This is a genomic window from Hymenobacter sp. HD11105, from assembly GCF_054051685.1.
In genome coordinates this window covers 959478-985463 of the sequence record NZ_JBSWBR010000001.1, presented here as the reverse complement: position 1 = coordinate 985463, position 25986 = coordinate 959478, and the positions used below count along the sequence as shown (strand labels likewise).

Annotated in this window: 20 protein-coding genes and 1 riboswitch; of the genes, 12 read left to right on the top strand and 8 right to left on the bottom strand. The window is 55.1% G+C overall.

Features of this window, described 5'->3' with window-relative positions; all coding sequences use genetic code 11:
* Positions 1-141 precede the first annotated feature (141 nt).
* The gene (locus ACW9KT_RS04430) at positions 142-2133 is read right to left on the bottom strand and encodes a cation:proton antiporter domain-containing protein (protein ID WP_457078158.1); all 1992 of its coding nucleotides are present in this window, start codon (positions 2131-2133) and stop codon (positions 142-144) included.
* Positions 2134-2375: 242 nt separating this feature from the next.
* On the opposite strand from ACW9KT_RS04430, the gene ACW9KT_RS04425 reads away from it, so the two are divergent.
* Entirely contained in the window at positions 2376-2837 is a 462-nt protein-coding gene (locus tag ACW9KT_RS04425) for a DUF4268 domain-containing protein (RefSeq protein ID WP_457078157.1), read from the top strand.
* Between the two features lie 84 nt (positions 2838-2921).
* Here ACW9KT_RS04425 and ACW9KT_RS04420 read toward each other — a convergent pair whose 3' ends face one another.
* From ACW9KT_RS04420 to ACW9KT_RS04410, 3 genes are all read right to left on the bottom strand, one after another.
* On the bottom strand, positions 2922-3359 hold the full coding sequence (locus ACW9KT_RS04420) for a hypothetical protein (protein WP_457078156.1): 438 nt from the start codon (positions 3357-3359) through the stop codon (positions 2922-2924).
* Positions 3360-3517: 158 nt separating this feature from the next.
* Positions 3518-3853 (bottom strand): HIRAN domain-containing protein, encoded by a 336-nt coding sequence (locus ACW9KT_RS04415; protein ID WP_457078155.1) that lies wholly within the window; start codon positions 3851-3853, stop codon positions 3518-3520.
* Between the two features lie 152 nt (positions 3854-4005).
* Positions 4006-5241 (bottom strand): acyl-CoA dehydrogenase family protein, encoded by a 1236-nt coding sequence (locus tag ACW9KT_RS04410; protein WP_457078154.1) that lies wholly within the window; start codon positions 5239-5241, stop codon positions 4006-4008.
* Positions 5242-5500: 259 nt separating this feature from the next.
* Here ACW9KT_RS04410 and ACW9KT_RS04405 point away from each other — a divergent pair, with 259 nt between their 5' ends.
* The 3 genes from ACW9KT_RS04405 to ACW9KT_RS04395 all read left to right on the top strand — a co-directional run bounded on the left by ACW9KT_RS04405 (position 5501) and on the right by ACW9KT_RS04395 (position 9893).
* Positions 5501-7321: a TrkH family potassium uptake protein gene (locus ACW9KT_RS04405; RefSeq protein ID WP_457078153.1), complete on the top strand. Its 1821-nt coding sequence runs from the start codon at positions 5501-5503 to the stop codon at positions 7319-7321.
* Between the two features lie 21 nt (positions 7322-7342).
* Positions 7343-8023, top strand: coding sequence for a potassium channel family protein (locus tag ACW9KT_RS04400; protein ID WP_457078152.1), 681 nt, complete (start codon positions 7343-7345; stop codon positions 8021-8023).
* A gap of 130 nt (positions 8024-8153) precedes the next feature.
* The gene (locus tag ACW9KT_RS04395) at positions 8154-9893 is read left to right on the top strand and encodes an APC family permease (RefSeq protein WP_457078151.1); all 1740 of its coding nucleotides are present in this window, start codon (positions 8154-8156) and stop codon (positions 9891-9893) included.
* Between the two features lie 150 nt (positions 9894-10043).
* On the opposite strand, the gene ACW9KT_RS04390 is transcribed toward ACW9KT_RS04395, so the two are convergent.
* On the bottom strand, positions 10044-12542 hold the full coding sequence (locus tag ACW9KT_RS04390) for a TonB-dependent receptor (protein ID WP_457078150.1): 2499 nt from the start codon (positions 12540-12542) through the stop codon (positions 10044-10046).
* Positions 12543-12600: 58 nt separating this feature from the next.
* Positions 12601-12722: riboswitch (TPP riboswitch) on the bottom strand.
* Between the two features lie 210 nt (positions 12723-12932).
* On the opposite strand from ACW9KT_RS04390, the gene ACW9KT_RS04385 reads away from it, so the two are divergent.
* Positions 12933-13178 (top strand): hypothetical protein, encoded by a 246-nt coding sequence (locus ACW9KT_RS04385; protein ID WP_457078149.1) that lies wholly within the window; start codon positions 12933-12935, stop codon positions 13176-13178.
* Positions 13179-13295: 117 nt separating this feature from the next.
* On the opposite strand, the gene ACW9KT_RS04380 is transcribed toward ACW9KT_RS04385, so the two are convergent.
* Genes ACW9KT_RS04380 through pnuC form a run of 3 tightly spaced genes read right to left on the bottom strand, consistent with a single transcriptional unit; the run spans position 13296 to position 15324 of the window.
* Positions 13296-14174 carry an aldose 1-epimerase family protein gene (locus ACW9KT_RS04380; RefSeq protein WP_457078148.1) on the bottom strand — a complete coding sequence of 293 codons (879 nt, stop codon included), beginning with the start codon at positions 14172-14174 and terminating at the stop codon, positions 13296-13298.
* Between the two features lie 9 nt (positions 14175-14183).
* Complete coding sequence (locus ACW9KT_RS04375; protein ID WP_457078147.1) at positions 14184-14708, bottom strand: AAA family ATPase; 525 nt, start codon at positions 14706-14708, stop codon at positions 14184-14186.
* Position 14709: 1 nt separating this feature from the next.
* Positions 14710-15324, bottom strand: coding sequence for a nicotinamide riboside transporter PnuC (gene pnuC, locus ACW9KT_RS04370; RefSeq protein WP_457078146.1), 615 nt, complete (start codon positions 15322-15324; stop codon positions 14710-14712).
* A gap of 107 nt (positions 15325-15431) precedes the next feature.
* Between pnuC and ACW9KT_RS04365 the strand changes: the two genes are divergently transcribed.
* The 7 genes from ACW9KT_RS04365 (at position 15432) to ACW9KT_RS04335 (ending at position 25832) form a co-directional block, all read left to right on the top strand.
* Complete coding sequence (locus ACW9KT_RS04365) at positions 15432-15755, top strand: rhodanese-like domain-containing protein (RefSeq protein ID WP_457078145.1); 324 nt, start codon at positions 15432-15434, stop codon at positions 15753-15755.
* Positions 15756-15899: 144 nt separating this feature from the next.
* A complete protein-coding gene (hrpB, locus tag ACW9KT_RS04360) occupies positions 15900-18440 on the top strand; it encodes an ATP-dependent helicase HrpB (RefSeq protein ID WP_457078144.1) in 2541 nt (846 codons plus the stop codon).
* A gap of 188 nt (positions 18441-18628) precedes the next feature.
* Entirely contained in the window at positions 18629-20101 is a 1473-nt protein-coding gene (gene guaB, locus ACW9KT_RS04355) for an IMP dehydrogenase (protein WP_457078143.1), read from the top strand.
* A gap of 367 nt (positions 20102-20468) precedes the next feature.
* Positions 20469-22565 (top strand): PP2C family protein-serine/threonine phosphatase, encoded by a 2097-nt coding sequence (locus ACW9KT_RS04350; protein WP_457078142.1) that lies wholly within the window; start codon positions 20469-20471, stop codon positions 22563-22565.
* Between the two features lie 14 nt (positions 22566-22579).
* Entirely contained in the window at positions 22580-22909 is a 330-nt protein-coding gene (locus ACW9KT_RS04345) for an STAS domain-containing protein (protein ID WP_457078141.1), read from the top strand.
* A gap of 21 nt (positions 22910-22930) precedes the next feature.
* The gene (locus tag ACW9KT_RS04340) at positions 22931-23344 is read left to right on the top strand and encodes an ATP-binding protein (RefSeq protein ID WP_457078140.1); all 414 of its coding nucleotides are present in this window, start codon (positions 22931-22933) and stop codon (positions 23342-23344) included.
* A 172-nt stretch (positions 23345-23516) separates the two neighbouring features.
* Positions 23517-25832 (top strand): peptidylprolyl isomerase, encoded by a 2316-nt coding sequence (locus ACW9KT_RS04335; protein ID WP_457078139.1) that lies wholly within the window; start codon positions 23517-23519, stop codon positions 25830-25832.
* Positions 25833-25986: the final 154 nt, after the last annotated feature.

Here is a 25986-nt window from a genome sequence, read left to right as displayed (position 1 = left end):
AGTCAGCACGCGAGATGCTTCGCTCTGCTCTGCATGACGTTCTATTTAAGGAGGTCATTGTGGTGATAGCAGCATACAAGTTCATCCCTAACTTGATGCACCGTATATAATTCTTAGCAAGGATGATACTCTGGTTTCTATCTAATCCGCGCTGCGGGCGAATTCTTGCACGCGCTCGGGTTGACCGAAGATATAGAGTGTATCGTTGGGTTGGATGACTGTGTCGCCGGTCATTTCGTACAGCATCTTTCCCTCACGACGAATAGCCAGTAGGCTGATGCCAAATCGCTGCCGCACTTCTGTCTCCGACAAGGATTTGCCCACCAGCTCGCCCTCGGGCGACACCTGAAAAGTTGACATTTCGGCGTCGGCTAGGGACACGTGCATGGATGACCACTCGCCTTCGGTCAGCGAACGGCGGCGGAGCATCTCGTAGCGTCCGGCACGCAGCTCGCCGATGAGCTTGTCAATTTCGGGAATGGGCACTAGGTACTTAGCCAGCACCCGCGAGAATATTTCGATGGACGCTTCCAGTTCTTCGGGGATAACTTCGGTGGCGCCGAGGCGGTAAAGCTCCTCCATCTCGTGGATGTAGCGGGTGCGCACAAAAATGCAGGAGTTAGGATTGAGCTTGCGTAGGGCCACCACGATACGACGGCTACTGGCTGGGTCGGAAATAGCCACCACCATTACGCGAGCATGCTCTACGCGGGCCATTTCGAGCACATGCTCTTGGGAGGCATCACCATACAGAATCGGCTCGCCCCGCTCCCGCTCCTGCCGCACTGTGATGGGGTTGGTTTCGATGATAACATAAGGCACGTCGGCGTACTTGGCGGCTTTCACCAAGTTGCGGCCGTTGAAACCGTACCCCATTACCACCAGATGGTCGTTCAGGGCTTTCTCCTGTTCGGCGGGCAGTTGATCCGTTTTCAGGCGCAAACCCTGATCCAAGGATTTGAAGATGGACAAGCGTAAAAGAAAAGTTGTAAACGGCTCAGCCCCCAGCATAACTACCGGCGTCAGGCTCATCGACAAAATAGAAACGGCCAGGAAATACTGGTACTCGCGCTGCTGCATGAGGCCAGCGTCGAGGCCGGCTTTGGAGAGAATAAATGCAAACTCACCCACTTGGCACAAAGCCAAACCAATCAGTAGCACCGAGCGCATAGGCAGGCGCAGCGCCAAGGCTGCCCCCACGGTCAGGAGTAGCTTAATGACCATCACGCCCAGGGTAATGAGCACGATGGTGAGCGGATTATCCAGGAAAAACTGGACATCGAGCAGCATGCCAATAGACACGAAAAAGAAGCTGGCGAATATTTCGCGGAAGGGCAGAATATTGCTTACAGCCTCGTAACTGTACTCCGATTCTGAGATGATAAGGCCCGCCAAAAAGGCCCCCAGCGCCAGAGAAAGCCCTACGGTAGAAGTCAGCCAGGCAACGCCCAAGCAGGTACCAATTACGGTGAGCAGAAACAGCTCGCGGCTGCGCGTTTGGGCCACCAAGAACAGCAGACGAGGCATTACATAGCGAGCCCCAAACCATACAAGGGCCAGTACCCCCGCAATTTTAAATGCCAGAATACCTAAATCAGCCCACGGATTGCCGGCACCCTTGCCGGCTAGCATGGGTGTGAGCAGCATCATGGGTACTACAATCAAGTCCTGGAAAATGAGAATGGCCAGCGTCACCTGCCCGTGCGGGGACTCCATTTCGAGGCGGTCTTGCAGTAGCTTAAGCACGATGGCCGTGCTACTTAAAGAGAGTAGAAAGCCCAGAAAAATAGCTTCCGGAGTAGAGAAATCGAAGCTGATGGCGAGCAAATAAGTTACCCCAATAGTCAAGCCGACCTGCAAACTGCCCCCCAGAAACACGGCCCGCTTCAGGCGCGAGAGGCTGGAGAGAGAAAACTCCAAGCCAATGGTAAACATGAGCAGAATCACGCCTAGCTCGGCCAGCATGTCTACGTCGTCTTGGGCTTTAATAAGCCGCAGTGCCGACGGACCCGCTACAATGCCCGTGAGCAGAAACCCAATGATGGATGGCAGACGTAGCCTATTAACTAACAGAATTACTCCTACCGAGAGTAGCAGGATAATAATGACATCGGAAAATATAGGAACGTGCATAGGCTTGAAAGTAAAATGGACCCTCTGGGGGGCAATTTTACCGCAAAGGTCCGTGAAATTTGACCTAATACCTTAAATAGCAGCAAAAGACCGCTAAGTTCCGCTTTGAGGAGGGCACAAAGCCAACGCTGTAGCAAAGGTGCCTATTGACCTCGTAGAAGAAGTCATTACCGTCTACCAAGCCACTGACGCTACTTTTGCGTACCAAGTGCTGACAAAAACGCAAAAGGAAGAAGCAACGAATGTATAGTAAAGCGGAAGTAGCCCAACTGCGCCAAGCCTTCTGGACCACGTTTGGCCAATATATGGCCCCTGTACCCTCGGCGGAAGGCATGCCTACCAACTGGATAAATTATAAAACCGGCTACAAAAACCTGTATTTCCGCCTGCATGCCGACAACCGTCGCGCCACCATTGGCATTGAACTAACGCACTCCGACGCGGAAATCCGTCAGCTGTTTTTCGAGCAGTTTGAGCAGCTGAAAACTATGCTAGAGGAAACGCTAGGCGAACCTTGGCGCTGGGAGCTGGAAGCGCAAGATGTCAACGGTCAGTCCATAAGCCGCATCTACCAGGAGCTACAGCCCGTCAACCTGTTCAACCGCGACGACTGGCCCCAATTGATTTCGTTTTTTAAGCCGCGCCTTATAGCACTGGACGAGTTTTGGAGCAACGCGCAGTATGCGTTTGAAGAATTGCGGTAATCTAACAGCAAAGCACAAAAAAGCCCCCCAGATCAGCATCTGGGGGGCTTTTTTACGAATACTATTTTTATTTCTACTTAACTGCTAGGTTTGATTACCACTCTTGCTGCCTTGGCTGCCACCTTGGCCGTGGTCGCCGCCGGGGCCTTTGCTGGTGTGCGAGGTTTGGGCGCTAGGAGTGCGTAGCTGCGGTTCGCGGCTTTGGCCCGCACCTGTGGTACCGCCTTGGTCACCGTCGGTAGGCGTCACGTCGTCTAAGCTACGCTCGCGGCCGCCGGTGTTGCCGCCACTGCCCGTTATGGTTTTGGCGATGCCATCGGAAGAACCAGTTTCGGATTCGCTATCGGGGGTGAAATTGCCGTCGCCGGAGCGGGTGCGGTCGTGGTGCTTCAGATTCGGGTCGGGGCCGCCTTGGCGCATTTCGTCGCCTTCCTTGCGGTACTGCTCCTTATCATGCTCGCGGCGCTCCTGCCTACGCGACTCCGCGTTTTCGTGTTCGGGTTGCTGCTCGTTAGTTGCCATAGCTTATAGGGTTATTGTTAAAGCTAAAGTATACGGCAAACCTAGTAGAAAAGGCTGATCTATAAAGTTTGGTTTTTGATTGTATGTAGCTGAGCAGTAAACATATTACAATAGCCAATAACCTTCTTAATTACTCTGAAACAGCAATCTATTTCACCCTACTTTCTCAAAAGAAGCACTTCCATTTCCAAGTATAGCCAGTCATCCTCCCAAGATTTATGAGTCAGCCGACCAGCTAGCTCAAAGCCAGCGTCGAGCAGCCGTGCCACGGTTTCGTTACGGCCTTCCGGCAAGTAGCCCAGCCACATCGGCTCAGAGCCGGCGGTGTACACGCGCACGGCCCAATCATCGTAGGCGCTATCGGCTTCTCGCGCTACGGTTAAGTCTTGTCCGGGCTGTAGGTTCGGCTCGTAAGCCTTCAATCCCTCCCGGTGGGAGGTGCCCGCAATAAGGCATTCAAGTAACACTAAAGGCAAAGCAGAGTCAGCAGCCATAGCAGCAAGCGAAGGGGATACTTGTAAAAGATGAGCTAATATAGGGTACTAAGAGAGGCTTAGATAATCCTAGCCTCTAGTGACAAAGCTATCTAAACAACAAGGGCCGGCTTCTTCGCGTAAGCCGGCCCTTTCTTAAACTATATAGAATATTACTTAAACGCCTGAATACCCGTGATATCCGCGCCCGTAATAAGCAGGTGAATATCATGCGTACCTTCGTAAGTAATCACCGATTCCAGGTTCATCATGTGGCGCATGATGGGGTACTCGCCGGTAATGCCCATGCCGCCATGAATTTGGCGGGCTTCGCGGGCAATGTGCAGAGCCATATCCACGGAGTTGCGCTTGGCCATGCTGATTTGGGCGCTGGTGGCTTTGCCTTCATTTTTCAAAACGCCTAAGCGCCAGGCCATGAGCTGGGCCTTGGTGATTTCGGTAATCATTTCGGCGAGCTTGCGCTGCTGCAACTGGAAAGCAGCAATCGGCTTACCGAACTGCTCGCGCTCCAGCGAGTATTTCAGAGCTGATTCGTAGCAGTCGATGGCGGCGCCAATTGCCCCCCAGGCAATACCGAAGCGGGCCGAGTCGAGGCAGCTTAGGGGGCCTTTTAGGCCTTCCACGTTGGGGAGAATATTTTCCTTGGGGATGCGAACGTTGTCGAAGACCAGCTCGCCGGTGGTGCTGGCGCGGAGGCTCCATTTGTTATGAATTTCGGGGGTGGTGAAGCCTTCCATGCCGCGCTCCACGATGACGCCTTTGATGCGGCCTTCTTCGTTTTTGGCCCACACTACGGCTACCTGGCACTCAGGAGAGTTGGAAATCCAGAGCTTGGCGCCGTTCAGAATGTAGTAGTCGCCTTTATCTTCCAGCTTCGTAACCATGCCGCCGGGGTTGGAGCCGTGGTCGGGTTCGGTGAGGCCGAAGCAGCCCAGCCACTCACCCGAGGCCAGCTTGGGCAGAAACTTCTGGCGCTGCTCCTCCGAGCCATAAGCGTAAATCGGGAACATAACCAGGGAGCCCTGCACCGAGGCCGTGGAGCGCATGCCGGAGTCGCCGCGCTCAATTTCCTGCATAATCAGGCCGTAGCTGATGTAGTCGAGGCCGCCGCCGCCGTACTCCACGGGGATGGTGGGGCCGAAAGCACCTACCTCGCCAAACTTGCGCACAATTTCGGACGGGAAATGCGCTTGCTGGGCCCACTTCTCGATGCTGGGCGAAATCTCGCGCTTCACAAAGTCGCGGATGCTCTGGCGGATAAGCTTGTGCTCCTCGGTGAGCAGACCGTCGAGGTCGAAATAATCGGTGAAGCCGGCGGCGTTGGTGCTACCTTTCTGGGCGGTATGCGCTTTAGCTTGGGGCGAGAGAACGTCGGCTTGGGATGACATAGCTAATGAATAGTTGGGGTGGGAAGCTCAAAGATAAAAATTTCGGACTGGCCGCCTATGTGCACGCCCGACAAGGCACACTAGCAGAACAGCCCACCGCCAAGCGGGTTCCGGCGCATGCCAAATTCATTCCTCATCTTTCCACCGCCAATCTGCGTAGCGCATATCCTCTCCCCATCATCTGCCCACAGCGGCAACGACTACGCTGACTTGCCACCGCCCGTAAGCTTACCCCAATGCCCTTGTTTTTACTTGCCAAATGCACCGTCCTAAACTAAGCAGCCACCTTCAGGACCGTTTGCAGGAGCACCGCCCCCGGCTGCTTAGCCGAGCCGACGCGACGCTGTTTTACCTGACGCTGGCCGGCTTGCTCGTCTTTCTATATGACTTGGGCTTTGCGCACTCCGTGGCCGCCGAGCATTCGCTCTCCATCTTCTACGGCGTATGTACACTGGTCCTTATTCTGATTCTCATTCTGAGGCTGTTTCTGCTTAATAGAGCGGGCGTGCCCAAAGTATGGGTAGTGTTAGAATGCGTGCTTATTCTGTTTGCGGCCTACAGTGCCTACCTGAGCTTTTTCCCGGAAGAGTTCGTGTTCTATGGCACGCTGCTGGGCCGCTACGTCGAGCAGGATTTGCTCATTCTGATCGTGCTGCTGTACGTATTCCTGATTGAGCTTTCCCGCCGCTCCCTCACGTTTTACCGCCTCCGCTACAATCCGGCCCTGCTGTTTATGGGCAGCTTTGTGCTCCTCATTCTGCTGGGTACGGGGCTGCTGATGCTGCCCCGAGCTACGGTGCAAGGAATTAGCCCCCTGGATGCTCTTTTCACTTCGGCCAGCGCAGTCTGCGTTACCGGCCTTATCACCGTGGATACAGCCACGTACTTCACCACCTTCGGCAAGGCCGTTATTCTAATACTTATTCAACTGGGTGGATTGGGCATCATGACGTTCACGAGCTTTCTAACACTGTTTTTTCAGCGCTCCTCGTCGTTTCAAAATCAGTTGTTTATGCAAGGCCTTATCAATGAGGAAAGCATTGGCAACACCATGCGCACCATCGGCAATATTGTTTGGATTACTTTTCTGGTGGAATTTCTGGGGGCTTGTCTGCTCTACGCTTCCATTGGCCCGGCCGAAATGCCGCATATGCACGACCGGCTTGGCTTTGCCATTTTCCACTCGATTTCGGCCTTCTGCAACGCGGGCTTCTCCACTTTATCGGCGGGCTTATACGATACCAACTTCCGCTTCAACTACGCCTTTCAGCTCGTCATTATCGCCCTGATTATCATTGGGGGTATTGGCTTTCCCATCATTTTTAATCTGTATCGCTACCTCCGCGAGAGAGTCGGTAGCCGCTGGCGGCAGCTGGTTCGCCGGGAGCGGTACGTGTATGTGCCGCGCATTATCAACGTGAATACCAAGCTTGTACTCCTCACTACGGCTATTTTGCTCGTGGGGGGCACTTTGCTGTATGCCCTCCTGGAATATGACAACACCATGCGGGAGCACTCGGGGTTTGGCAAATTCGTGACGGCGCTATTCGGTGGCGTAACGCCGCGCACGGCCGGCTTCAACACCGTTGATATGACGCAGCTCACGACGCCGCTGATTCTAATTTATCTGCTGCTCATGTGGGTTGGGGCGTCGCCAGGCTCTACGGGTGGTGGCATCAAGACGACCACCTTTGCCTTGGCTTTCCTGAATATCGCCAGCATTGCCCGCGGCAAGGAACGGCTGGATCTTTTTGGGCGGCACGTGCCCAGCAAGTCGGTACAGCAGGCTTTTGCCGTGATGATGCTCTCCTTTTTGGTCATCGGGATGGCGACGCTACTCATTGCCTACTTCAATCCGGGCATCCCGATAGTAAAAGTAGCGTTTGAAGCCTTCTCGGCCTACAGCACCGTGGGCCTAAGCCTAAACGTGACGAGCGAGCTGACTACGGGCAGCAAGCTGGTAGTTATTGTCACGATGTTTTTGGGGCGCGTTGGCACGTTTACGCTGATTGCGGGCGTGGTAACCAAGGTGAACGACTTGAACTACCGCTTCCCTTCCGAGAATATTATTATCACCTAATCTTTTGCTGAGCAAACGCGCATGAAATATATAATCGTTGGATTAGGCAACTTTGGCTCCTCCCTATCGATGCAGCTTACGGCAATGGGCCACGAGGTCATTTCCGTGGATAATGACATTGCCAAGGTTACCCAATTCAAAGACCGCATTACGCACACCGTGTGCCTCGACGCCAAAGACCAACAGTCCTTATCCACGCTACCGATTAAAGACACCGACGTTGTGCTGGTGGGCATTGGAGAAGATTTTGGGGCTTCGGTAATGGCCGTGGCTAACTTCAAGCAACTGGGCGTGAAGCGCATTATCGGGCGCGCCATTTCACCCCTGCACCAGACAGTTCTCGAGGCCATTGGCGTAGAAAAAATCATTCGACCCGAGATGGAGTTTGCCGAGCGCCTAGCCAAAAGCCTTGATATGAAAGGCATTCTCGACTCCCTGGATCTGACCGAAGACTACAATATCATTCAGGCTACGGTACCGGCTCGCTACGTGGGCAAAACTATTCAGGAAGCCAATTTTCGGCAGAAGTATAATATCAACGTCCTCACAATCATCCGGCAGAAGGAAGCCACCAACTTGTTTGGCCGTTCGCAAAACAAGCCAGCCGCCATTGGCGTAGTAGCCGCCGACACGGTATTTAAGGCCGATGATATTATGGTGCTCTTCGGCAAGATGGACGACATCAAGAAAGTGTTGCAGTAAGCCTACGCTGTGTAGCGAGCCAAGCAGTAGGCCACTGATGAATAAAAAAGCCCCCCAGCAACAATATGATACTTCTTTTACTTAGCCAAAAGCAGTTTGCCGCTCTCCAAGCTTACTTTGATTTTCTTTTATGAGCCACGAGAAGAAACTCAACGAGCTGGAAGCCACGGCCATTTGCGGCAACGACATTTCCTCTTCCTGCCTGTATGTGTCAGCTTTAGCTATCGGCTATGCTGGCCAGTACGCCTGGGTTGCGCTACTTATGGTGGGCGCTGTGCTGTTCTTGTTCCGGAAAATATACGGCGAGGTAGTGGGCGCGCTCCCGCTGAATGGCGGTGCTTATAACGTGCTGCTCAATACGACCAGTAAGCGCAACGCGGCTTTGGCGGCCTGCCTCACCATCTTATCATACATGGCTACGGCGGTTATTTCGGCCAGCGAAGCTATGCACTACCTGCACACCCTGTGGCACGGCCTGCCTATTATCTGGGCTACGCTGGGGCTGCTGGGGCTGTTTTTGGTGCTTACTATTCTGGGCATCTCCGAGTCGGCGAAGGTGGCGGTGGCCATTTTTTTGGTGCATCTCATCTCGCTCACGCTGCTGGTCGGTAGTGCTATTTGGTACACCGCCACCAACGGAATAGACACGCTTACTGCTAATTTCAGCTTGCCACTGAAAGGCGGCAGCGTCGTGACGGCGCTGTTTTTTGGCTTTAGCGCGGCTATGCTGGGTATTTCGGGCTTCGAGAGCTCGGCCAACTTTGTGGAAGAACAAGCCCGAGGCGTATTCGGCAAGACTCTGCGCAATATGTGGATAGTGGTGAGCTTTTTTAATCCAGCTATTGCCTTTTTGGCTGTAGCGGCTCTGCCGATGGGCGAGGTTGGCGAGCATACCGAGACGCTGTTATCACATTTGGGCAACACGACCGGTGGCGCGTGGCTAGGCACGCTCATTTCAGTGGATGCGGTGGCCGTACTCAGCGGAGCCGTGCTCACATCTTTTGTGGGGGTAAGTGGCCTGATGAAGCGCATGACTTTAGATCGTATTCTGCCCCAATTCTTCCTAAGAGAGAATAAAAGCAAGAGCAATTATATCATCCTCATCACCTTCTTTCTACTGTGCGTATCGGTGCTGCTGATCACCAACGGGCAGTTGGGGCCGCTGTCGGGGGTGTATACCATTTCGTTTTTGTCGGTAATGGCGTTTTTTGCGCTGGGCAACTTTCTGCTCAAGCGCAAGCGGCCCAAACTACCACGGCCCGTGTACGCGGGTATTCTTACCGTAACGCTGGCCCTCATCAGCATTTTGGTGGCCTTGTATGGCAACATCAAAATTCACCCCGACTACCTGATCGTATTCCTGCAGTACTTCCTGCCGGCTATGGTCCTGATTTACGTGATGCTGAACCGCATTGGCATCCTGAATCTGATTTTGGCTGCGGCTAATTCCTTTGCTGAGCAGTCGCCCCGCTTTTCGCGGCTGGCCCGTCTTAAGCTGCGGCAGTTGCTGCGGGAGTTGCACCAACAGGAGTTCGTGTTTTTCACCAAGGGCGACAATGTATCCAACCTCAATAAGGTAATGGCTTACGTGGTAGAAAATGAGTTTACCACCAAGCTAAAAATCGTGACCCTGCTAAGGCCCGGCGAAACGTATTCGCAGGACTTGCTCACCGATATTCGAGTGCTGGATCGGGCCTACGAGCAGATTGAAGTAGATTTTGTAACCCTGGAGGGTAAATTTGGCCCTGAGCTAATTGATAAGCTTTCGGAGGAGTGGCAGATCCCCAAAAACTTCATGTTCATCGGCTCGCCCGGTGACCAGTTTCCCTATCACATTTCCGAGCTGGGCGGCGTGCGGCTTATTATTTAAGTCGCGGATTCTAGTGACAATTATCTGACGCAAAAAAGCCCCCCAGAACTGTATTGTGTAGTTCTGGGGGGCTTTTTTGCGTCAGATAATTGTCACGTACTTAGTGGAAATTCATCGTCACCAAATCCGAGCAATCAGCAGAACTTTCGATTAAATCTTTAGCCCTACAGATAGTAGAAAATTGCGGGTGGCCTGAGGAAAATACCAGTTAAAAGTTTCCCGCTGCCCGCTGGCGCCGATGTAGCCGTAGGTGTAGCCGTTGGCCACGTACTCGCGGTTGAGCACGTTGTTTACCAGCAGAGCCAGCTCTATTTCCTTCATAAACGTGGGTCGAATCGCGTAGCGAACCCGAAAGTCGAGTACTTGGTAGGGCTGGATGCTGCGGGCTTCGTTGGCGGAGTTGTCGAGGTATTGACGGCTCACGGTTTTGTAAAGCAACGCCAGGCGCAGGCCTTTTAGCGGCTGCCCTTCCAGCGTGTGTGCCGACACGACTGCTGGCGAGTAGGAAATCGTGGTCGTACGGCCCTCGGAAGCTACTACTAGGTTAAAGTCTTCATCGTAAGAAACGTCGCGGTAGTCCAGAATTCGGTTGCGGCTGAGCGTGAGCGTACTGCTTAGGCTGATTTTATCGTCGGCCGACACGAAGCCGGTCAGTTCGATGCCGGTGCGGTAGCTGCGGGCTACGTTGGTGCGCAGCGCGGTGCCCACGTCATTCAGCTGGCCGGTAGCGACGAGCTGGTTGCGGTAGTTCATATAAAAGTAGTTGGCCTCGAAGCGCAGAGCCGTGCGCGGTGTCAACAGATTGAGGTCCGACAGGTTCAGACGGTAGCCGGCTTCGAAGTCTTCGAGGCGCTCGGCTTTAGCGCTTTGGTCGCCGGCGGGACGATCGGTGAAGTCGGCGCGCACAGGCTCGCGTTGGCCCACGGCGAAGCTGGCGTAGAGCTGCTGACCTTCGGCCAGGGAGAATGTGGCGCCAGCTTTGGGATTGAAGAACGTGTAGTCGGCGCGGGTCGTCACGTCGTTCTGGTCATCCTCCACCCCATCGATGCTGTACTTGATGTGGCGCAGCTGTAAGTCTCCGTACACGCCCAGCCGGGGCAGCACTTGCCAGGTGGCACGGGCGTAAGTGTTATAGTCCGACTTGGTAGCCTCGTTGGCGTAATAACGGTCTCGAATGTTGCTGGTGGAGGCGTACCGGGCCCAGATGATTTCACCGTAGTGGTCGTTGTCGAAGCGGTTGACGGCTCCGCCGAGCGTTGCCTCAAACTTATCGTTATTCTTAGGCTGATAATTCAAGGCGAAGGTGCCGCCGTAGAAGTAGTTATCCAGCCACTTCTGGTCCACGAGGTCGGTGCGGGAAATGGTTTGGTTGCCCAGCACCACGTTGGGCAGGCCATAGGCCGAGAGCCGACGGTTGGCGCGGAAGCTTTCGTAGTAGCCAAAGCCGCGTGTGAGGTGCAGAGCCGCCCCAATGTTCCAGTCCTCGCCCAAGCCTTGGGAAAGGTGGAGCTGGTAGTGGTTTTGCTGGTAATTGTCGGTTTGGTTGTCGTAGGTGTAGTAGCTGTAGCGGCGGCCTTCCTGAAGCACGCGCTCGGCATCGGCGGTGGAAAGCTCGCCGTTGTCAACGTAGGTTTGCAGCAAGTCGCGGTTGCCGGTGATAGCCGGCTCGGGCACGCCGTTCCAGGCTTGGTAGGTTTTCTCGCGGCCCGAAAAGGTGATGAACTTCACCAGCGTATTCTTGGCCTGGTAGCCCGCCGCTAAGTAATACGATTTCAGATCCGACTCCGCCCGGTTCATGTAGCCATCGGTAGCGATGCGAGAGAGGCGGCCATCAATGGTAAAGTGCCCCCCAAGCAGTCCGGTACCGAACTGCACATTGTTTTTCCAGGTGTTGAAGGAGCCGTAGGTGTTCTGAGTTTCGGCGTAGGCTTCGCGGCGCGAGTCGAGGGTAGAAATGTTGATGCTGGCCCCAAAGGCCGCGCCGCCGTTCTGACTGGTGCCCACGCCGCGCTGCACTTGCAAGCTGCTCACCGATGAAGCCAGATCAGGCAAGTTCACCAAAAATGCCCCCCGCGACTCCGGATCGTTCAGCGGAACGCCGTTGATGGTCATATTGATGCCCGTGTTGCTCGTGCCCCGAATACGAATGTCGGTATACCCCACGCCCGTGCCAGCGTCGGAGGTCACGACAACGGACGGCGTTTGATCGAGCAGGTAAGGCAGATCCTGGGCGAAGTTGCGCTTATCCAGGTCTTCGCGGCTGAGGTTGGAGTAAGCCGTGGCTGTGCGGTCGTTGGCGCGGGAAGCCGTTACCAGCGCTTCGCCGGTCACGACTGATGCCGTTTGCAAGCTTACGGATGGCACCTGCTGGGGCTCCGGCTGGCCCACAACTCGTACAGTAGCCGGATTGAAGCCAATGGCCGTGAATCGCAGGGTGTGGGAGCCGGTCGGCACGGCTGGCAGCTGAAAGGAGCCATCAGCGGCGGTGGCACCCACGGCCTGGTCATCGAGGTAGATGGTGGCGCCCGATACAGGCTGGTTGCCGGTGGCCTCATCGGCCGCCAGCAGAGTTCCGGACACGGGGCCTTGTGCCCATGCCGCGCCGGTTAGCGCCAGAAGCGCCGCGCCGGTCAATACGTACTTTTTCAAGAATGAAAAAATGGAAAAGTGGAACGAACCGCCTTCCAGGGGTCGGAAGGACGGTTTTGTGTTCGCGGACCGTTTGTTCCCTTCGCCGGCATTACCCGGATCAGGTTCAATGGGTATGATCTCAGCCCCGCTGCCGGCAAAATGACCGGTTGAGTTGGTGGGGCACCCCTAAACTTCATCGCAAAACTACTATCAGCCTGGTGTACTTCCTATTTGTTAAGGCAGCACATTTTACTTTTTACTTTCAATTGAAATCTATGTAACTTAGGGAAGGTCCTTTCAAGCCAGAAAAAATTACGTTGCCCGAAAACAACACTACCCCCAGCCCCGTTAGTTATTTTCGGAGCCTTACGGTTATCTTACCGCGTTGAACCCCAGTCTTTACCCGCCATGATCAGCCTTGTTTACACGCTCGTGGTTCTTGCCATACTCGCCTATTTTATGGTCGTGCCGCGGCGTCGTTACCAGCGTCCTCCTTCTACCGACAACGACGACGAGGGCGGCGAGCCCCTCGACGATGGTTTACCAGATCTGGATTTGCCCCCCGGCATCACGCGCCCTATCAACGACTGGGAGCCCGACTACAACCGTCGGCCCACTTCCCCAACGCGCCCTACGGCGCCGCTTTTGTCATAGCGTAGTTTTATAAATGAGAAAAGGCTCCCACGGCCTGCTTCTCTGTGCTGTCATCGTGGCTGACGCAGCATATTGGAGCAGGCCGTGGGGGCCTTTTTTGGTGTAAATGCTATTTGCTTACTCTACGCTGATGCTGTAGGTAGTTGCAAATGTTTGGCCGGGGGGCAAATTCAGCATGCCTTCTTTGTCGGCTAGCTCCTGTGGCTCGCCTACGGAACTGGCAATGCCTTGCCAGGGCTCGACACAGACAAAGGGTGCGCCGGGGCCTTTGGTCCAAAGACCTAAATAAGGAAATCCGTCGAAGCGCAGACGCACGGCGCGCTCCGAGCGACGGCTTCGCACGGTGATGTGGGTGAAGTCGAACTTCTTGAGCACTAGCGCATCATCCGCGAATAGCTCGTAGGTGAGTGGCAGCTCGGTTTGGTTGTCCAGCACCGGCTCCGTTTGGCCAGTGAGTAAGCCCCCGCTCAGCAAATGGCGCTCGAAGGTGACGGGATGATCGAAGTGGAAATAATAATCCTCGAACTGCTCATCGGGCAGCAACGGACACCGAAACGCCGGATGCGCCCCGATGCCGAACAGCAACTCCCGATCAGTGGCTGAGTTGTGTACCTGCCAGCCTACCATAAGGGTAATGCCGCGCAGACGGTAGCTGATCGTAAGCTGGAAATCAAACGGATATTTAGCGCGCGTGGCTTCGTTGGCGCTTAGCATGAACTTCAGCTCCTCATCGGTTTGGCTAGCCAACGTAAACTCCTGGTCGCGGGCAAAGCCGTGCTGAGGCAAGCTGTACTCCTCTCCTTCGAGCAAATAGGTATCCTGCGGCAAGCGTCCGACAATAGGAAACAGCACCGGCGCGTGGCGCGCCCACACCGCCGGCTCGGCTTGCCAGATATATTCCAGGTTGTCGAGGTCTTTGCGAACAAAGCTGCTTAGCTCGGCGCCGTGGGCGTTCACGGCTACGCGACACTGGTCGTTTTCGAGGATATAGGTCATAGGTTAAATCTAACTAGATGTTTGGCGTGATAAAGAATCTACTGCCTTACGTGCCTGCTCAAACCGTTGGGCAGATGAGCCACTGATTTCGACGTAGGCAGCGCCCATTTTCCGCAATTCATTGCGATATAACTCATAAAAATACTGGCGCCGATGCGGATGTTCGCGGAGCGGATCGTACTCCCAGGGCAAGTCGATACCGGGCAGCAATACTAGGTCGTAGCGCTGCTCTTCTAGGTGGCGCAAAATCCAGGCGGGGCACTGCCCAAAGGCATCTTCGGCCCATATTTTTATCACCAATAAATCGGTATCGAAGAATACCACGTGACGGGCTGCAGCTTCGGCCTCTGCTTCGGCCGCGAGCTGGCCGCGGGCTATTGCTTCCAGATCAGGCAACGTGTAGTTGGGGCCGTGCTCTTCCAAATATTGCCGGGCATACTCCGGGGCCCAGGTGGTGCGGTAATGCTCCGCCAACAGGTGACTCAGCGTAGACTTGCCCGTCGACTCGGGGCCGGTGATAGCAACGCGTATCATGCTAAGCGGCTTGGGGCTGAAGCGTGGCCCGCAGCAGCCGACGCCACTCTAGATAACCGTAGGCTGCTAGCACCAGGTACACCGCGTAGAGCCCCGCCGTGAGATAGAGCTCCCGGTGCCAGTACAGCCCCACGTAAGCCACATCGACCACTAGCCAGAGTATCCAATTCTCAATTTTTTTGCGCGTAAGCAGCACTTGCGCCACCAGACTAACGGCCGTAGTGGAACTGTCCCAGTACGGAATGGCGGCATCGGTATAATGGGTCAGGGCGTAGCCAACACCTACCGCGTAAGCCAGTCCCACGGCGCTCAGCCAAACCCACTGCCGGGCCGTGGCCCGCGTAACGGGCAGCTCCTGGGCCTGCGGACCGCCGTACAGCCATTGGTACCAGCCATAAAAAGCCAGAGCAATAAATACGCCCTGCAAGGCCATGTCGGAGTACAGGCGCGCCTTCCAAAACACAATAACGTAGAGGCCGCAACTCACCAGCGCCGTCGGGAAATTCCAAATAGAATTGCGAGCCGCCAGCCACACGCAGGCAATGCCGGTTATTACGCCTGCAAACTCCACGGGGCTGCTGGCCAGCAAGCCGGACCACAAATCAGATAAGGCCACGCGTTGTTAGTTAAGCACTAGGTAAAGATGCCGAGGCGGCCGAAGGTAGCAAGGCTTCCCTTATTTTTGCCACCAAACCACATTTTTGCCCCCAGTCCGCGCCGCCTATGCTCCCCGACCTCACGCCCCAAGACCTGCACGCCCGCCTCCAGCGCGGCGAGCCCCTGAAACTCGTGGACGTGCGCGAGCCCGAAGAGTACGAGTACTGCCGCATCGAAGGCAGCCAGCTCATCCCCCTGGGCGATGTACCCCAGCACGTAGAAGAGCTAGCTACCGACCGGCCCGTGGTGCTCATCTGCCACCACGGCGTCCGCTCGGCCCAAGCGCTCGGCTACCTACAGCACCGCCACGGCCTAACGAACTTATTGAACCTACGCGGCGGCATCCACGCCTGGAGCGTACAAGTTGATCCTTCGGTGGCTATCTATTGATAAGAATACACTAGAAAGGCGGTCATGCAGAGCACAGCGAAGCATCTCGCGTGCAGTCGTTGCAGCGCTAATCCAACGAAGCGAGCGAGATGCTTCGCTCCCGCTCTGCATGACGTTCAGACAAGATTTTAAGTAAATACCACCTTGCAACTGCCTGATTTGCCTATTCGAGCGGCGCTGCCGGAACTGCTGGCTACGCTCGGCGCCACTAATTGCGCTGTGCTACAGGCTCCTCCCGGTGCGGGCAAGACGACGCTGGTGCCCCTAGCTTTGCTAAATGCCCCCTGGATGCCGCCTACCGGCCGCATCATCGTGTTGGAACCGCGGCGGCTGGCGGCGCGCGCCGCCGCGGCCCGTATGGCGCAACTGTTGGGCGAGCCTGTTGGTCAAACCGTCGGGTACCGGGTGCGGCTGGAAAGCAGAATTTCAGCTAAAACCCGAATTGAAGTAGCCACCGAGGTTATTCTGACGCGTATGTTGCAGGACGATCCGGCCCTGGAAGGCGTGGCGGTGGTGCTGTTTGATGAGTTTCACGAACGCAGCGTGCAAGCTGATTTGGGCCTGGCCTTAGCGCTAGACGCCCAAGCCGTACTGCGGCCCGATTTGCGGCTGCTGATTATGAGTGCCACGCTGGAAGCCGAGCGGTTAGGCGCTTGGCTCGGCGCACCGGTAGTTCGCAGCGCGGGCCTGCAACACCCCGTTATTACCCAATATTTGCCCCCCAGCCGAGTTGCGGCGGCAGGAAACCGCCCCACGGAGCGACTAGTCGCGCTAGTACCAACTGTCATTCGAGAGGCTTTGGCTCAACATGTAGCTGGCGACGTGCTGGTGTTTCTGCCAGGCCTGGCCGACCAGCGCCGCGTGGCCGAGCGGCTCACCGGCACCTTGGCTTCCACTGTTGATGTGCACGTGCTACATGGTGAGCTGCCAGCCGAGCAGCAGGATGCGGCGCTACGTCCGGCGCCATCCGGGCGGCGCAAGATTGTGCTGGCCACCAGCATTGCCGAAACCAGCTTAACCATTGAAGGCGTGCGAGTGGTAATAGATGGTGGCTATGCTCGGGTGCCCCACTTCGAGCCCCGCACCGGCCTAAGCACCCTGCAAACCGTGCCCGTCAGTCAGGCAGCCGCCGACCAGCGCCGGGGCCGCGCCGGGCGCCTGGGGCCGGGTACCTGCGTCAGGCTTTGGACCGAAGCCGAGCAAGCCGACCGCCCCGCACATTTGCCCCCCGAAATCCTTACCGCCGACCTGAGCAGCTTGGCCCTGGAGCTAGCACTCTGGGGCACCTACGATCCGGCCGCCTTGCGCTGGCTTGATGCTCCTCCGGCCGCCGCCTTGGCTCAGGCTCGCGACCTGCTGGTGCGGCTGGGAGCCATTTTACCTTCCGGGGCACCTACACCGCACGGACGGGCGCTGGCTGGCTTAGGCTTAGTGCCGCGCTTAGGCCATTTGGTAGTGCGGGGTAAAGAAGCCGGTCATGGACCCACGGCCTGTGCGCTGGCGGCCTTGCTCACGGAGCGCGACCTGTTGCGTCCAACTGACAGCACACCCGCCCCACCCGATTTGCGCCTCCGCCTCGAAGCCCTGATGTCGGGCCGTGCTCCCTTACCCGGCCTGATGCCTGATAGCGGCGCTTTGTACCGCGTGCGCGAAGCGGCCACCGCGCTCCGCAACCGTGCGGGCGTGCCTAATTCTCCCTTAGAGCCCGATGCCGCTGGCTTACTCGCCGCGCTGGCTTATCCCGACCGCCTCGCTCAGCGCGAAACGCCCGAAAGAGTGCGCCTTGTTACGGGCCAGCGCGCCTTATTACCCGCCGAGCATTTTGGGCAAGACGCCGTGTTTTTTGCCGTAGCCCACTTAGATGGCAATGCCACTGCACCTCGGGCTGTACTAGCCGCGCCTCTGGAAAGAGCTGAGTTGGAGCAGCATTTCGCTGACCTTATTACCACGGCTGACGAAGTGCGCTGGGACGAAAGCGCGGGGCGCGTAGTAGCTCGCCGCCTCCGCCGCCTCGGGGCTCTTACTCTCGCTGACCAGCCTCTGCCTCAGCCCGACCCAGCAGCCATAGAAGCTGCCCTTTTGGATGGGTTGCGCGCACAAGGGATTAGCCGCCTGCCCTGGAATGAATCGGCCCAGCAGCTGCGCGAACGATTGGCTTTTCTTTATCAACTAGATTCCACTCAGTGGCCTGATGTATCGGATGCGGCGCTAGCGGAGCACCTAGCTGAGTGGCTGGGACCTTTTCTCACCGGTCTACGCTCCTTGGTCGAAGTAAACCGTCTCGACTTGAGCGAAGCCCTGCTCAGCTGGCTTCCCGGTGGCTGGTCTCAACGCCAAGAAATGGACCGTTTAGCACCAGCTCATTTGGAAGTACCTACCGGCTCCCGTATCCGCGTTGATTATGGCAACCCTGATACGCCGGTACTGGCGGTGCGTTTGCAGGAAGTATTCGGGCTGCTGGACACCCCGCGGGTGGCTGGGGGGCAAATTCCACTTACCATGCATCTGCTCTCGCCCGGCTTCCGCCCCGTCCAGGTTACACGCGACCTGCGCAGCTTCTGGGCCGCGGGCTACTTCGAGGTGCGCAAGGATATGCGCGGGCGCTACCCCAAGCACTATTGGCCCGACAACCCGCTCGAGGCAGAACCAATGCGCGGCACCCGTCGGCAAAATGGCCTAAAGTAGGCACGTATATTTACAGAGCCAGGGTCCGATAGTCTGGGGGGCAAATTTCAGCGACGTGGGCTTACCTGACCGCTCTAACTCGCTTCTTTACTATTTATTAATCAGAAGATTCCACCTCTCAACCCTGCAACCCAACTTTTCGTCGTAGCTTTACCCGGCAATAAGAGTCACCTAATCTTCTTGTTGCCATGGCTGACCAATCTGCCAAAATTGCCTTCGAGGCACTTACCTACGACGACGTTCTGCTGCTGCCTGCCTATTCGGAGGTATTGCCCCGCGACGCCGACACCAGTTCCCAACTCACCCGAAATATCCGCTTGAATCTGCCCTTCGTGTCGGCAGCCATGGATACCGTTACCGAGTATGAGTTGGCTATTACAATGGCTCAGGAGGGCGGTATCGGCATCATTCACAAGAATATGAGCATCAAGGCTCAGGCCGAGCAGGTGCGCCGGGTGAAGCGTTCAGAGAGTGGAATGATTCTGGACCCCTTTACCCTAACCGAAACTGCTACACTGGCCGACGCTAAGCACCTCATGCGTCAGCACAAAATCGGTGGTATTCCGATTGTGGATGAGCAGCGTCGTCTCAAAGGCATTCTGACCAATCGCGATTTGCGCTTCGAAAAGGATATGGAGCGCTCCGTAGCCGAAGTCATGACCCGCGACAACTTAATCACTGCCGCTACTGGCACCGACATGGTGCAGGCCGAGGATTTGTTGCAGGAATTTAAGGTTGAAAAGCTGCCCGTCATCGATGAACAGGGCCGCCTTACGGGCTTGATTACTTACAAAGACATCCGCAAGCGCCGCCGTACGCCTCGCGCCTGTAAGGACGAATTCGGCCGTCTGCGCGTAGGTGCCGCCGTGGGCGTAACGCCCGACTTGCTTGAGCGCGTAGCCGCCTTAGTACAAGCCGGCGTCGATGTAGTAAGTGTTGATACCGCCCACGGCCACTCTAAAGGCGTACTTGATGCTGTTCGTAGCATCAAACAGCAATACCCCGACCTAGAAGTAATTGCTGGCAACGTGGCTACCGCCGAAGGTGCTCGCGCCCTCGCCGACGCTGGCGCCGACGCGGTAAAGGTTGGCGTTGGCCCCGGCTCTATTTGCACTACCCGCATTATTGCCGGTATCGGAGTGCCGCAGCTTACAGCTGTAATAGAGGCTGCTCGCGGTTTGGAAGGCACCGGCGTACCACTGATTGCTGATGGAGGCGTGAAATTCTCGGGTGATGCCGTCAAGGCACTGGCCGGAGGCGCATCTTCCGTTATGATTGGCTCTATGCTAGCCGGCACTGAGGAAGCTCCTGGCGAGGTCACCATTTACGAAGGCCGTAAGTTCAAGACTTACCGTGGCATGGGCTCGGTAGAAGCAATGGAAGATGGCTCCAAAGACCGCTACTTCCAGTCTTCGGAGGATGATGTCAAGAAGCTGGTTCCTGAAGGTATTGTGGGCCGGGTGCCTTTTAAAGGCGGTGTGAGCGAAGTACTTTATCAACTTGCTGGCGGCTTACGGGCCGGTATGGGCTACTGTGGAGCACCTACCATTGCCGTGCTGCAAGAAGCCCGGATGGTGCGTATCACCGGCGCAGGTTTGCGCGAGAGTCACCCCCACGATGTACAGATCACTAGCGAATCGCCTAACTATAGCAGCCGCTAGAATTCCGCACCTCTAATTGGATTTTAATGCGCTGTTCGGCTTTGGCTGGGCAGCGCTTTCTATTTTCATCTATATGCAGGTCATTTATTCTAAGGTCTGATTTTGATAGCATTCTAACCCTGTATTTGTACTCAAAATAAAGCGACAAACACGTATCTGTCCTTACAAATTGACTGTAAACCTGACGAAGTCAACTCAAACAAATGCCATTGACCTACTTTAGTTAAGCCACTTGTTTTACTATCCTCTCTTTAGGAGGTGATAAAATATGCGTAACTGTATTTTAATTATTAGGCTTTATCTTGCCAAATCTTTCCGGCGGCACTATTTGCTCTCAGTGTGCGAAAGTTGTATTTAATCTTTTTCTATGCCCTCTAGTCAGAGGCTGACAGCCACATTATTACCCCTTACACTGCTAAGCTGGGTTGTGCTGCTGGTTAGTACACTTGTACGTGCCAGCCCGCAAGCTGCAGCTTCCCCTGGGCCTCTACCCGAATGGGTGACCCTAGTGGCGCAGGCAGCTTTTGCCGCCGGCGTGTTTGTGTATTACCGCTTGCAGCCCGACCCGCTTCGTGGCACCGACTTCGTGGGCTTATTTCGCCGCTTGGTACTTGGGCCGGGGTTGCTGGCCAGCATTTGCGTAGGCCTGCATCTGCTGGAGCGCTTGGTACAATATGAGCTACCAAGTCGTGACCGCAGCTTTTTTGCAGTTGTTTATACCGTCAACCTAGGGCTATTTATTCTATTTTTGGCCAGTACCACGTACACGTGGCGGTCATTGGTCCTATTTCGATCGTCGGCTCAGTTACGGCGCGAGTGGGAAATATTCGAGATTCTGCTGGGCAGCACATTGCTGTTTCGCTTGCTGGGCTGGACGCCGCCTACCCCCGTAGCCCTGCTCATTATTGGCGGGTTGGCTATTTTCGGGGTGTACCTGAGCGGCAACCAGAAATGGGTGGCTTATCTGAATCGGCGGCAGAAGTGGGAAGTTGTCTTCATGCAATTGGCGGTGCTACTATGCATGACCATTTTCGTGGCTTACTTCGTGCGTATTCAGTACGACCCGAAGCTGGTAGCCCCCGAGCCCCAGCATGCTTTTTTGTTGCTGACCGTTTTCTTCGCGGCATTTTACGCCGTCATGGGCTTGTTTGTCACCTTCTTCAATTTGCCTACGGCGGGGGTGTTTGAGCAGAAGCGGGAAGAAATTCTAAGCCTACAGCGCTTAACTCAGCTTATTCAGCGCGGTCAGACGGAGGAGGATGTGTACAGTATGCTCTTTGACGCTACTGTACAAACAGTGGAAGCCGATGCGGCTTGGCTTGATGTTGAGGTAAGCGACCAAGCTTACCAGGGCCAGCGTTACAACATCACGGAGGAGCAGTGCACAGCTATCCGCGGTTTGCTGACCGATTACAATCTAGGTCATATTGAATACCTCAATAATGACTTACCTAACAGCAGCGGTTTTAGAACTATAGGATTGCCCTTCGGCTCGCTTATCGTGATGCCTCTGCGCTCTACGAAGCGGCAATATGGCGCTTTGTATATGCTCAAGAAGCAGTCTCAGGGCTTTGATAGGGAAAACCTGGGCATCCTGCAAACCTTCACCAGCCAAACAATTCTTAGCATCGAGAATCTACAATTGGTGGCTGCCTCTATTCAAAATGAGCGTGTGCAGGAAGAGCTTAAAATTGCCTCTACCGTACAGGAAAGCCTTATTCCGAAGGATCTGCCTATCGACAACTGGTTTGAAATCAGCTCTCACGCGTTGGCTGCCAAGGAGGTGGGGGGCGATTTCTACGACTTTCTGCATCTGCCGGGTCAGCGCCTCGCTATTCTGATTGGTGATGTATCGGGTAAGGGTATTACGGCGGCCTTTCACATGGCGCAGATGAAAGGCATTTTTCATGCGTTGATGCAGGAAAATCCATTGGCTAAGAATGAGCGGGAGAAGTTTCCGGTACCCAGCAAGTTCATGGCAATGGCCAATAAAGCGCTGGTGCATTGTCTCGAAAAGTCCTCATTTATTACAGCAGCGCTATATATAATAGATTATGAGAACCGTGGCTTCGTTTTTGCACGCGCCGGGCACTGCCACACGTTGTATTATCATTCCATCAAGGAAGAAGTTTCCTACTTCCGTACGACTGGGTTAGGTCTGGGCATCATTCGTCAAGACTCGTACGAAAAGCATATTAAAAACCAATTCTACGATTATAACCCCGGCGACGTAATGGTAATCTACACGGATGGCATTGTGGAGGCGAGGTCGTCAGATCAAGAAGAATACGGGGAGGAACGCTTGCTTCAGATGCTGGAGCGCACGTATTACTTGGAAGCAGACGAGATCAAAAACATGATTTTAGAGGACGTAGCTGAATTTAGCCGCGGACAACCTATTCATGACGATCAGACGTTACTAGTTATCAAGTTTAAAGCTTCCCAACAAGAAACAGTTCTCTGACGTAGATGGGTGCTATGAAAATCACGCAACAAACCACCGCGCACACGCTCACGCTCAGCCTCGATGGCGAGTTGGATGCTAGCTCCTCTGTGCTTCTTGATACAGAACTGACCAAGCCCGAAGTCCTGAACTACCAGAAGGTGCTGATTGACTGTCAGAAGCTCAATTACATTTCTTCAGCGGGTCTGGGTGTATTTATTTCTCACCTACAGCGTTTTCAGGATGCCGGCGTTAAGCTAGTATTCTTCAACATGCAGGAGAAAGTGCATAACGTATTCGAAATCTTGGGCTTGGATACGCTCATGACTATTGTGCCTTCCGAATCGGAAGCCACTGCTATCTAAGCTTAATAGCCTGACGAGGGGATGAAGAACGCAATTCGTATAAGTTGTAACCGAGCCAATCTGAAGATAGTGCGCGACTTTGTGAGCTCCTATCTGGCTGTTTACCACCTATCTGAGTTGCATATCAATCAGATTGTGCTGGCCGTTGATGAAGTGGTAGCCAACCTGATTATCCATGCCAATGCCGAGAACGAAACCCAGTTTCTGCAGCTTAAGCTGGCCATGGAAGACCATATGTTCGGCGTCGAAATTGAGGACGACAGCAAAGAATCGTACAAGCCGGCCAGCTTCCGGGAACCCGACTTGCAGGAGCATATCCGTACAGGCAAAAAGGGTGGCGTAGGTATGGCACTGGTCAACCGCATTATGGATCGGGTAGAATTCTCTTCCTCAGGAACCCACAATATTTGTCGGCTGTATAAAAAGGTGCCTTAGACGCATTAGCCGCTGCTTAAAAAAAGCCCCCCAGTACTGAGGGGCTTTTTTTGGTCCCTATGCTGAACAGGCTCAGTGGGCAAGGCCAGAAAAAATCCGTAAAATTGCGTCTGACAACAACTCTGCTTTATCACGCGTGGAGTTATTGATCATGTCGTTTCTTCCTTTTTCTATGCTCAACCGCATTCTGTACGCTGGCCTCGCAGCCGGCGCGCTACTGGCCGGATGCCAGTCTACCAAATCAACTACCGCCGCCAAGCAACCCGCGGTTGTCACGCTGGGTAGTCAGATAGTACCCGCCTCGGAATTTGCCTACGTATATCGGAAAAACAACGCCACGGCCCCAGAATTCGGTACTCGTGCCAGCGTGACAGAGTACCTCGACCTGTATACCAACTTCAAGTTAAAGGTACTAGAAGCCGAGAAGCGTGGCCTCGATACCACCCAGGCTTTTGCCCGTGAGCTAGATGGCTACAAGCAACAGCTCGCCCAGCCCTACCTCACCGAGAAAAGCGTAACCGATCAGTTGGTGCGGGAAGCGTATGATCGGTTGAGCCAAGAAATCAGTGCATCCCACATTTTGGTGCGTGTGGCTCCCGATGCGGACCCCAAGGATACACTCGTAGCCTACCAAAAGGCAGTGGCGCTCCGTGAACGGGTTGTGGGGGGTGAAGACTTCAATCAAGTGGCCCGCCAAGCTTCCGAAGACCCTTCGGCTCGAGACAATGGAGGCCGGCTAGGCTACTTCACGTCGATGCAGATGGTGTATCCGTTCGAGACGGTTGCTTACAAAACCAAAGTTGGTGAAGTATCGGCACCAGTCCGGACGCGCTTTGGCTACCACGTTATTAAGGTGAATGACGTGCGGCCGGCTCAGGGCGAGATCAAAGTAGCTCACCTCATGATCCGGGCTACGCCGGGTATGCCCAAGGCCGATTCAGTAACAGCCAAGAAAAAGGTAGACGAGCTGTACGCTCGCCTACGCCGTCGCGAAGACTGGAACAAGCTTGTAGCGCAATTCTCGGAGGACGCGGGTTCGGCAGCCAACGGTGGCGAACTACCCGCTTTCGGTACGGGCCGCATGATTCCGAGCTTCGAGGAAGTAGCCTTCAAGATGCAAAAGCCCGGCGATATTGCTGGCCCGGTGCAGACGCCGTACGGCTGGCATATTATTAAGCTGATCGAGAAGCAGCCCGTGCCCTCGTTTGAGGCTATGGCGCCCACGCTCAAAAGCAAAGTAGCCAAAGACTCGCGCTCGGAGCTGAACCGGGCCGCTTTTCTTAAGCGTATTCGGCAGGAAAACCAGTTTGTAGAGATGCCCGCCGTGCGCGATGCGCTGTTGGCCCAAGCTGATACTGCCTTGGTAAATGGCCACTTTAAATCGGATGCCTTTTTAAGCAAGTTCGCGGGCAGCAAGCGTAAGAAAGGCGAAACAACCGTCAGCGGCGATGCGCCCCTATTTACGATTAAGGGCAAAGCATATCCCACGAAGGATTTCCTAGCTTATGTGCAGCAGAGCCAACGCCCTCGCGCAGGTGCTGAGCCGCGCTTTGTGATGCAGCAGCTATACAACCAGTATGTTGATCAGAGCCTGACTGAGTTCGAAAGAACCAACCTCGACACGAAGTATGAAGACTACCGCATGCTCGTGAAAGAGTACCGCGACGGTATTCTGCTTTTCCAGCTCATGGATGAGAAAGTATGGTCGAAGGCGCTGACGGATACGGTTGGTTTGCAACAGTTCTTTACGGCTAACCAAGCCAATTATCAGTGGGGCCCGCGCGTGCAAGCCACTGTGATTAGCGCCGCCTCGCCAGCATTGCTGACCCAGGCGCAGAAGCAAATGGCTACCGGCCGCTACGCCGTGACGCGCAACGCACCAGCGCCAGTGGCGTTTCGCGCTGGCCAAGCAACTATTTTGCCCCCTAGCCAATCGGCGCTGGACCAGCTAGCGGCGCGCCTAGCTCAAGACCCTACCCTAACATTAGCCGTGACCGGTCGTGTAAAGCGCGGTGAAGCAGCAGCGCTGGCTCAACGGCGGGCGGCGGCGGTTGTCACTTACCTTACCGGCAAGGGTGTAGCGAGCACCCAGATCAGCACTAAGACGACCACCACGCCCGCTACCGAGGCGACGACCCTGCTTTCGCTGACAACCACCAGTGTTGCGGCCCTGGAAGAAACGCTGAATCAAACAAATCCTCTGGCTGTGCAGATTGTGCAAAACAGCTTCCAGAAGGGCGATAATAAAGTGGTAGATGAAGTGATGGACCGCGGCCCAGGCACTTACTCGGTGCAGAAAGACGGACGCTTTTACTCAGTTACTGTCGAGAAAGCTCTGCCCGCCGGACCGAAAGCCTTATCCGAAACACGTGGCCAAGCTACCTCCGACTACCAGAGCTACCTGGAAAAAGAGTGGCTGAATCAGTTGCGCACCCAGTATCCGGTGAAAGTCAACCAAGCGGAAGTAGACAAATTGGTAACTAAATAGGCTCAGCAGAGCAGCTAAAAAGCCCCCCAGAGCGCCCGGCACAGGCTGGCCTTTTCTGGGGGGCTTTTTCAATACTCGTCCCCTGACTGACTTGAGATTTTTCATTAGTGCGACCTGCAGCACTAAAAATTCACAGGGCACGCAACTCTAATGG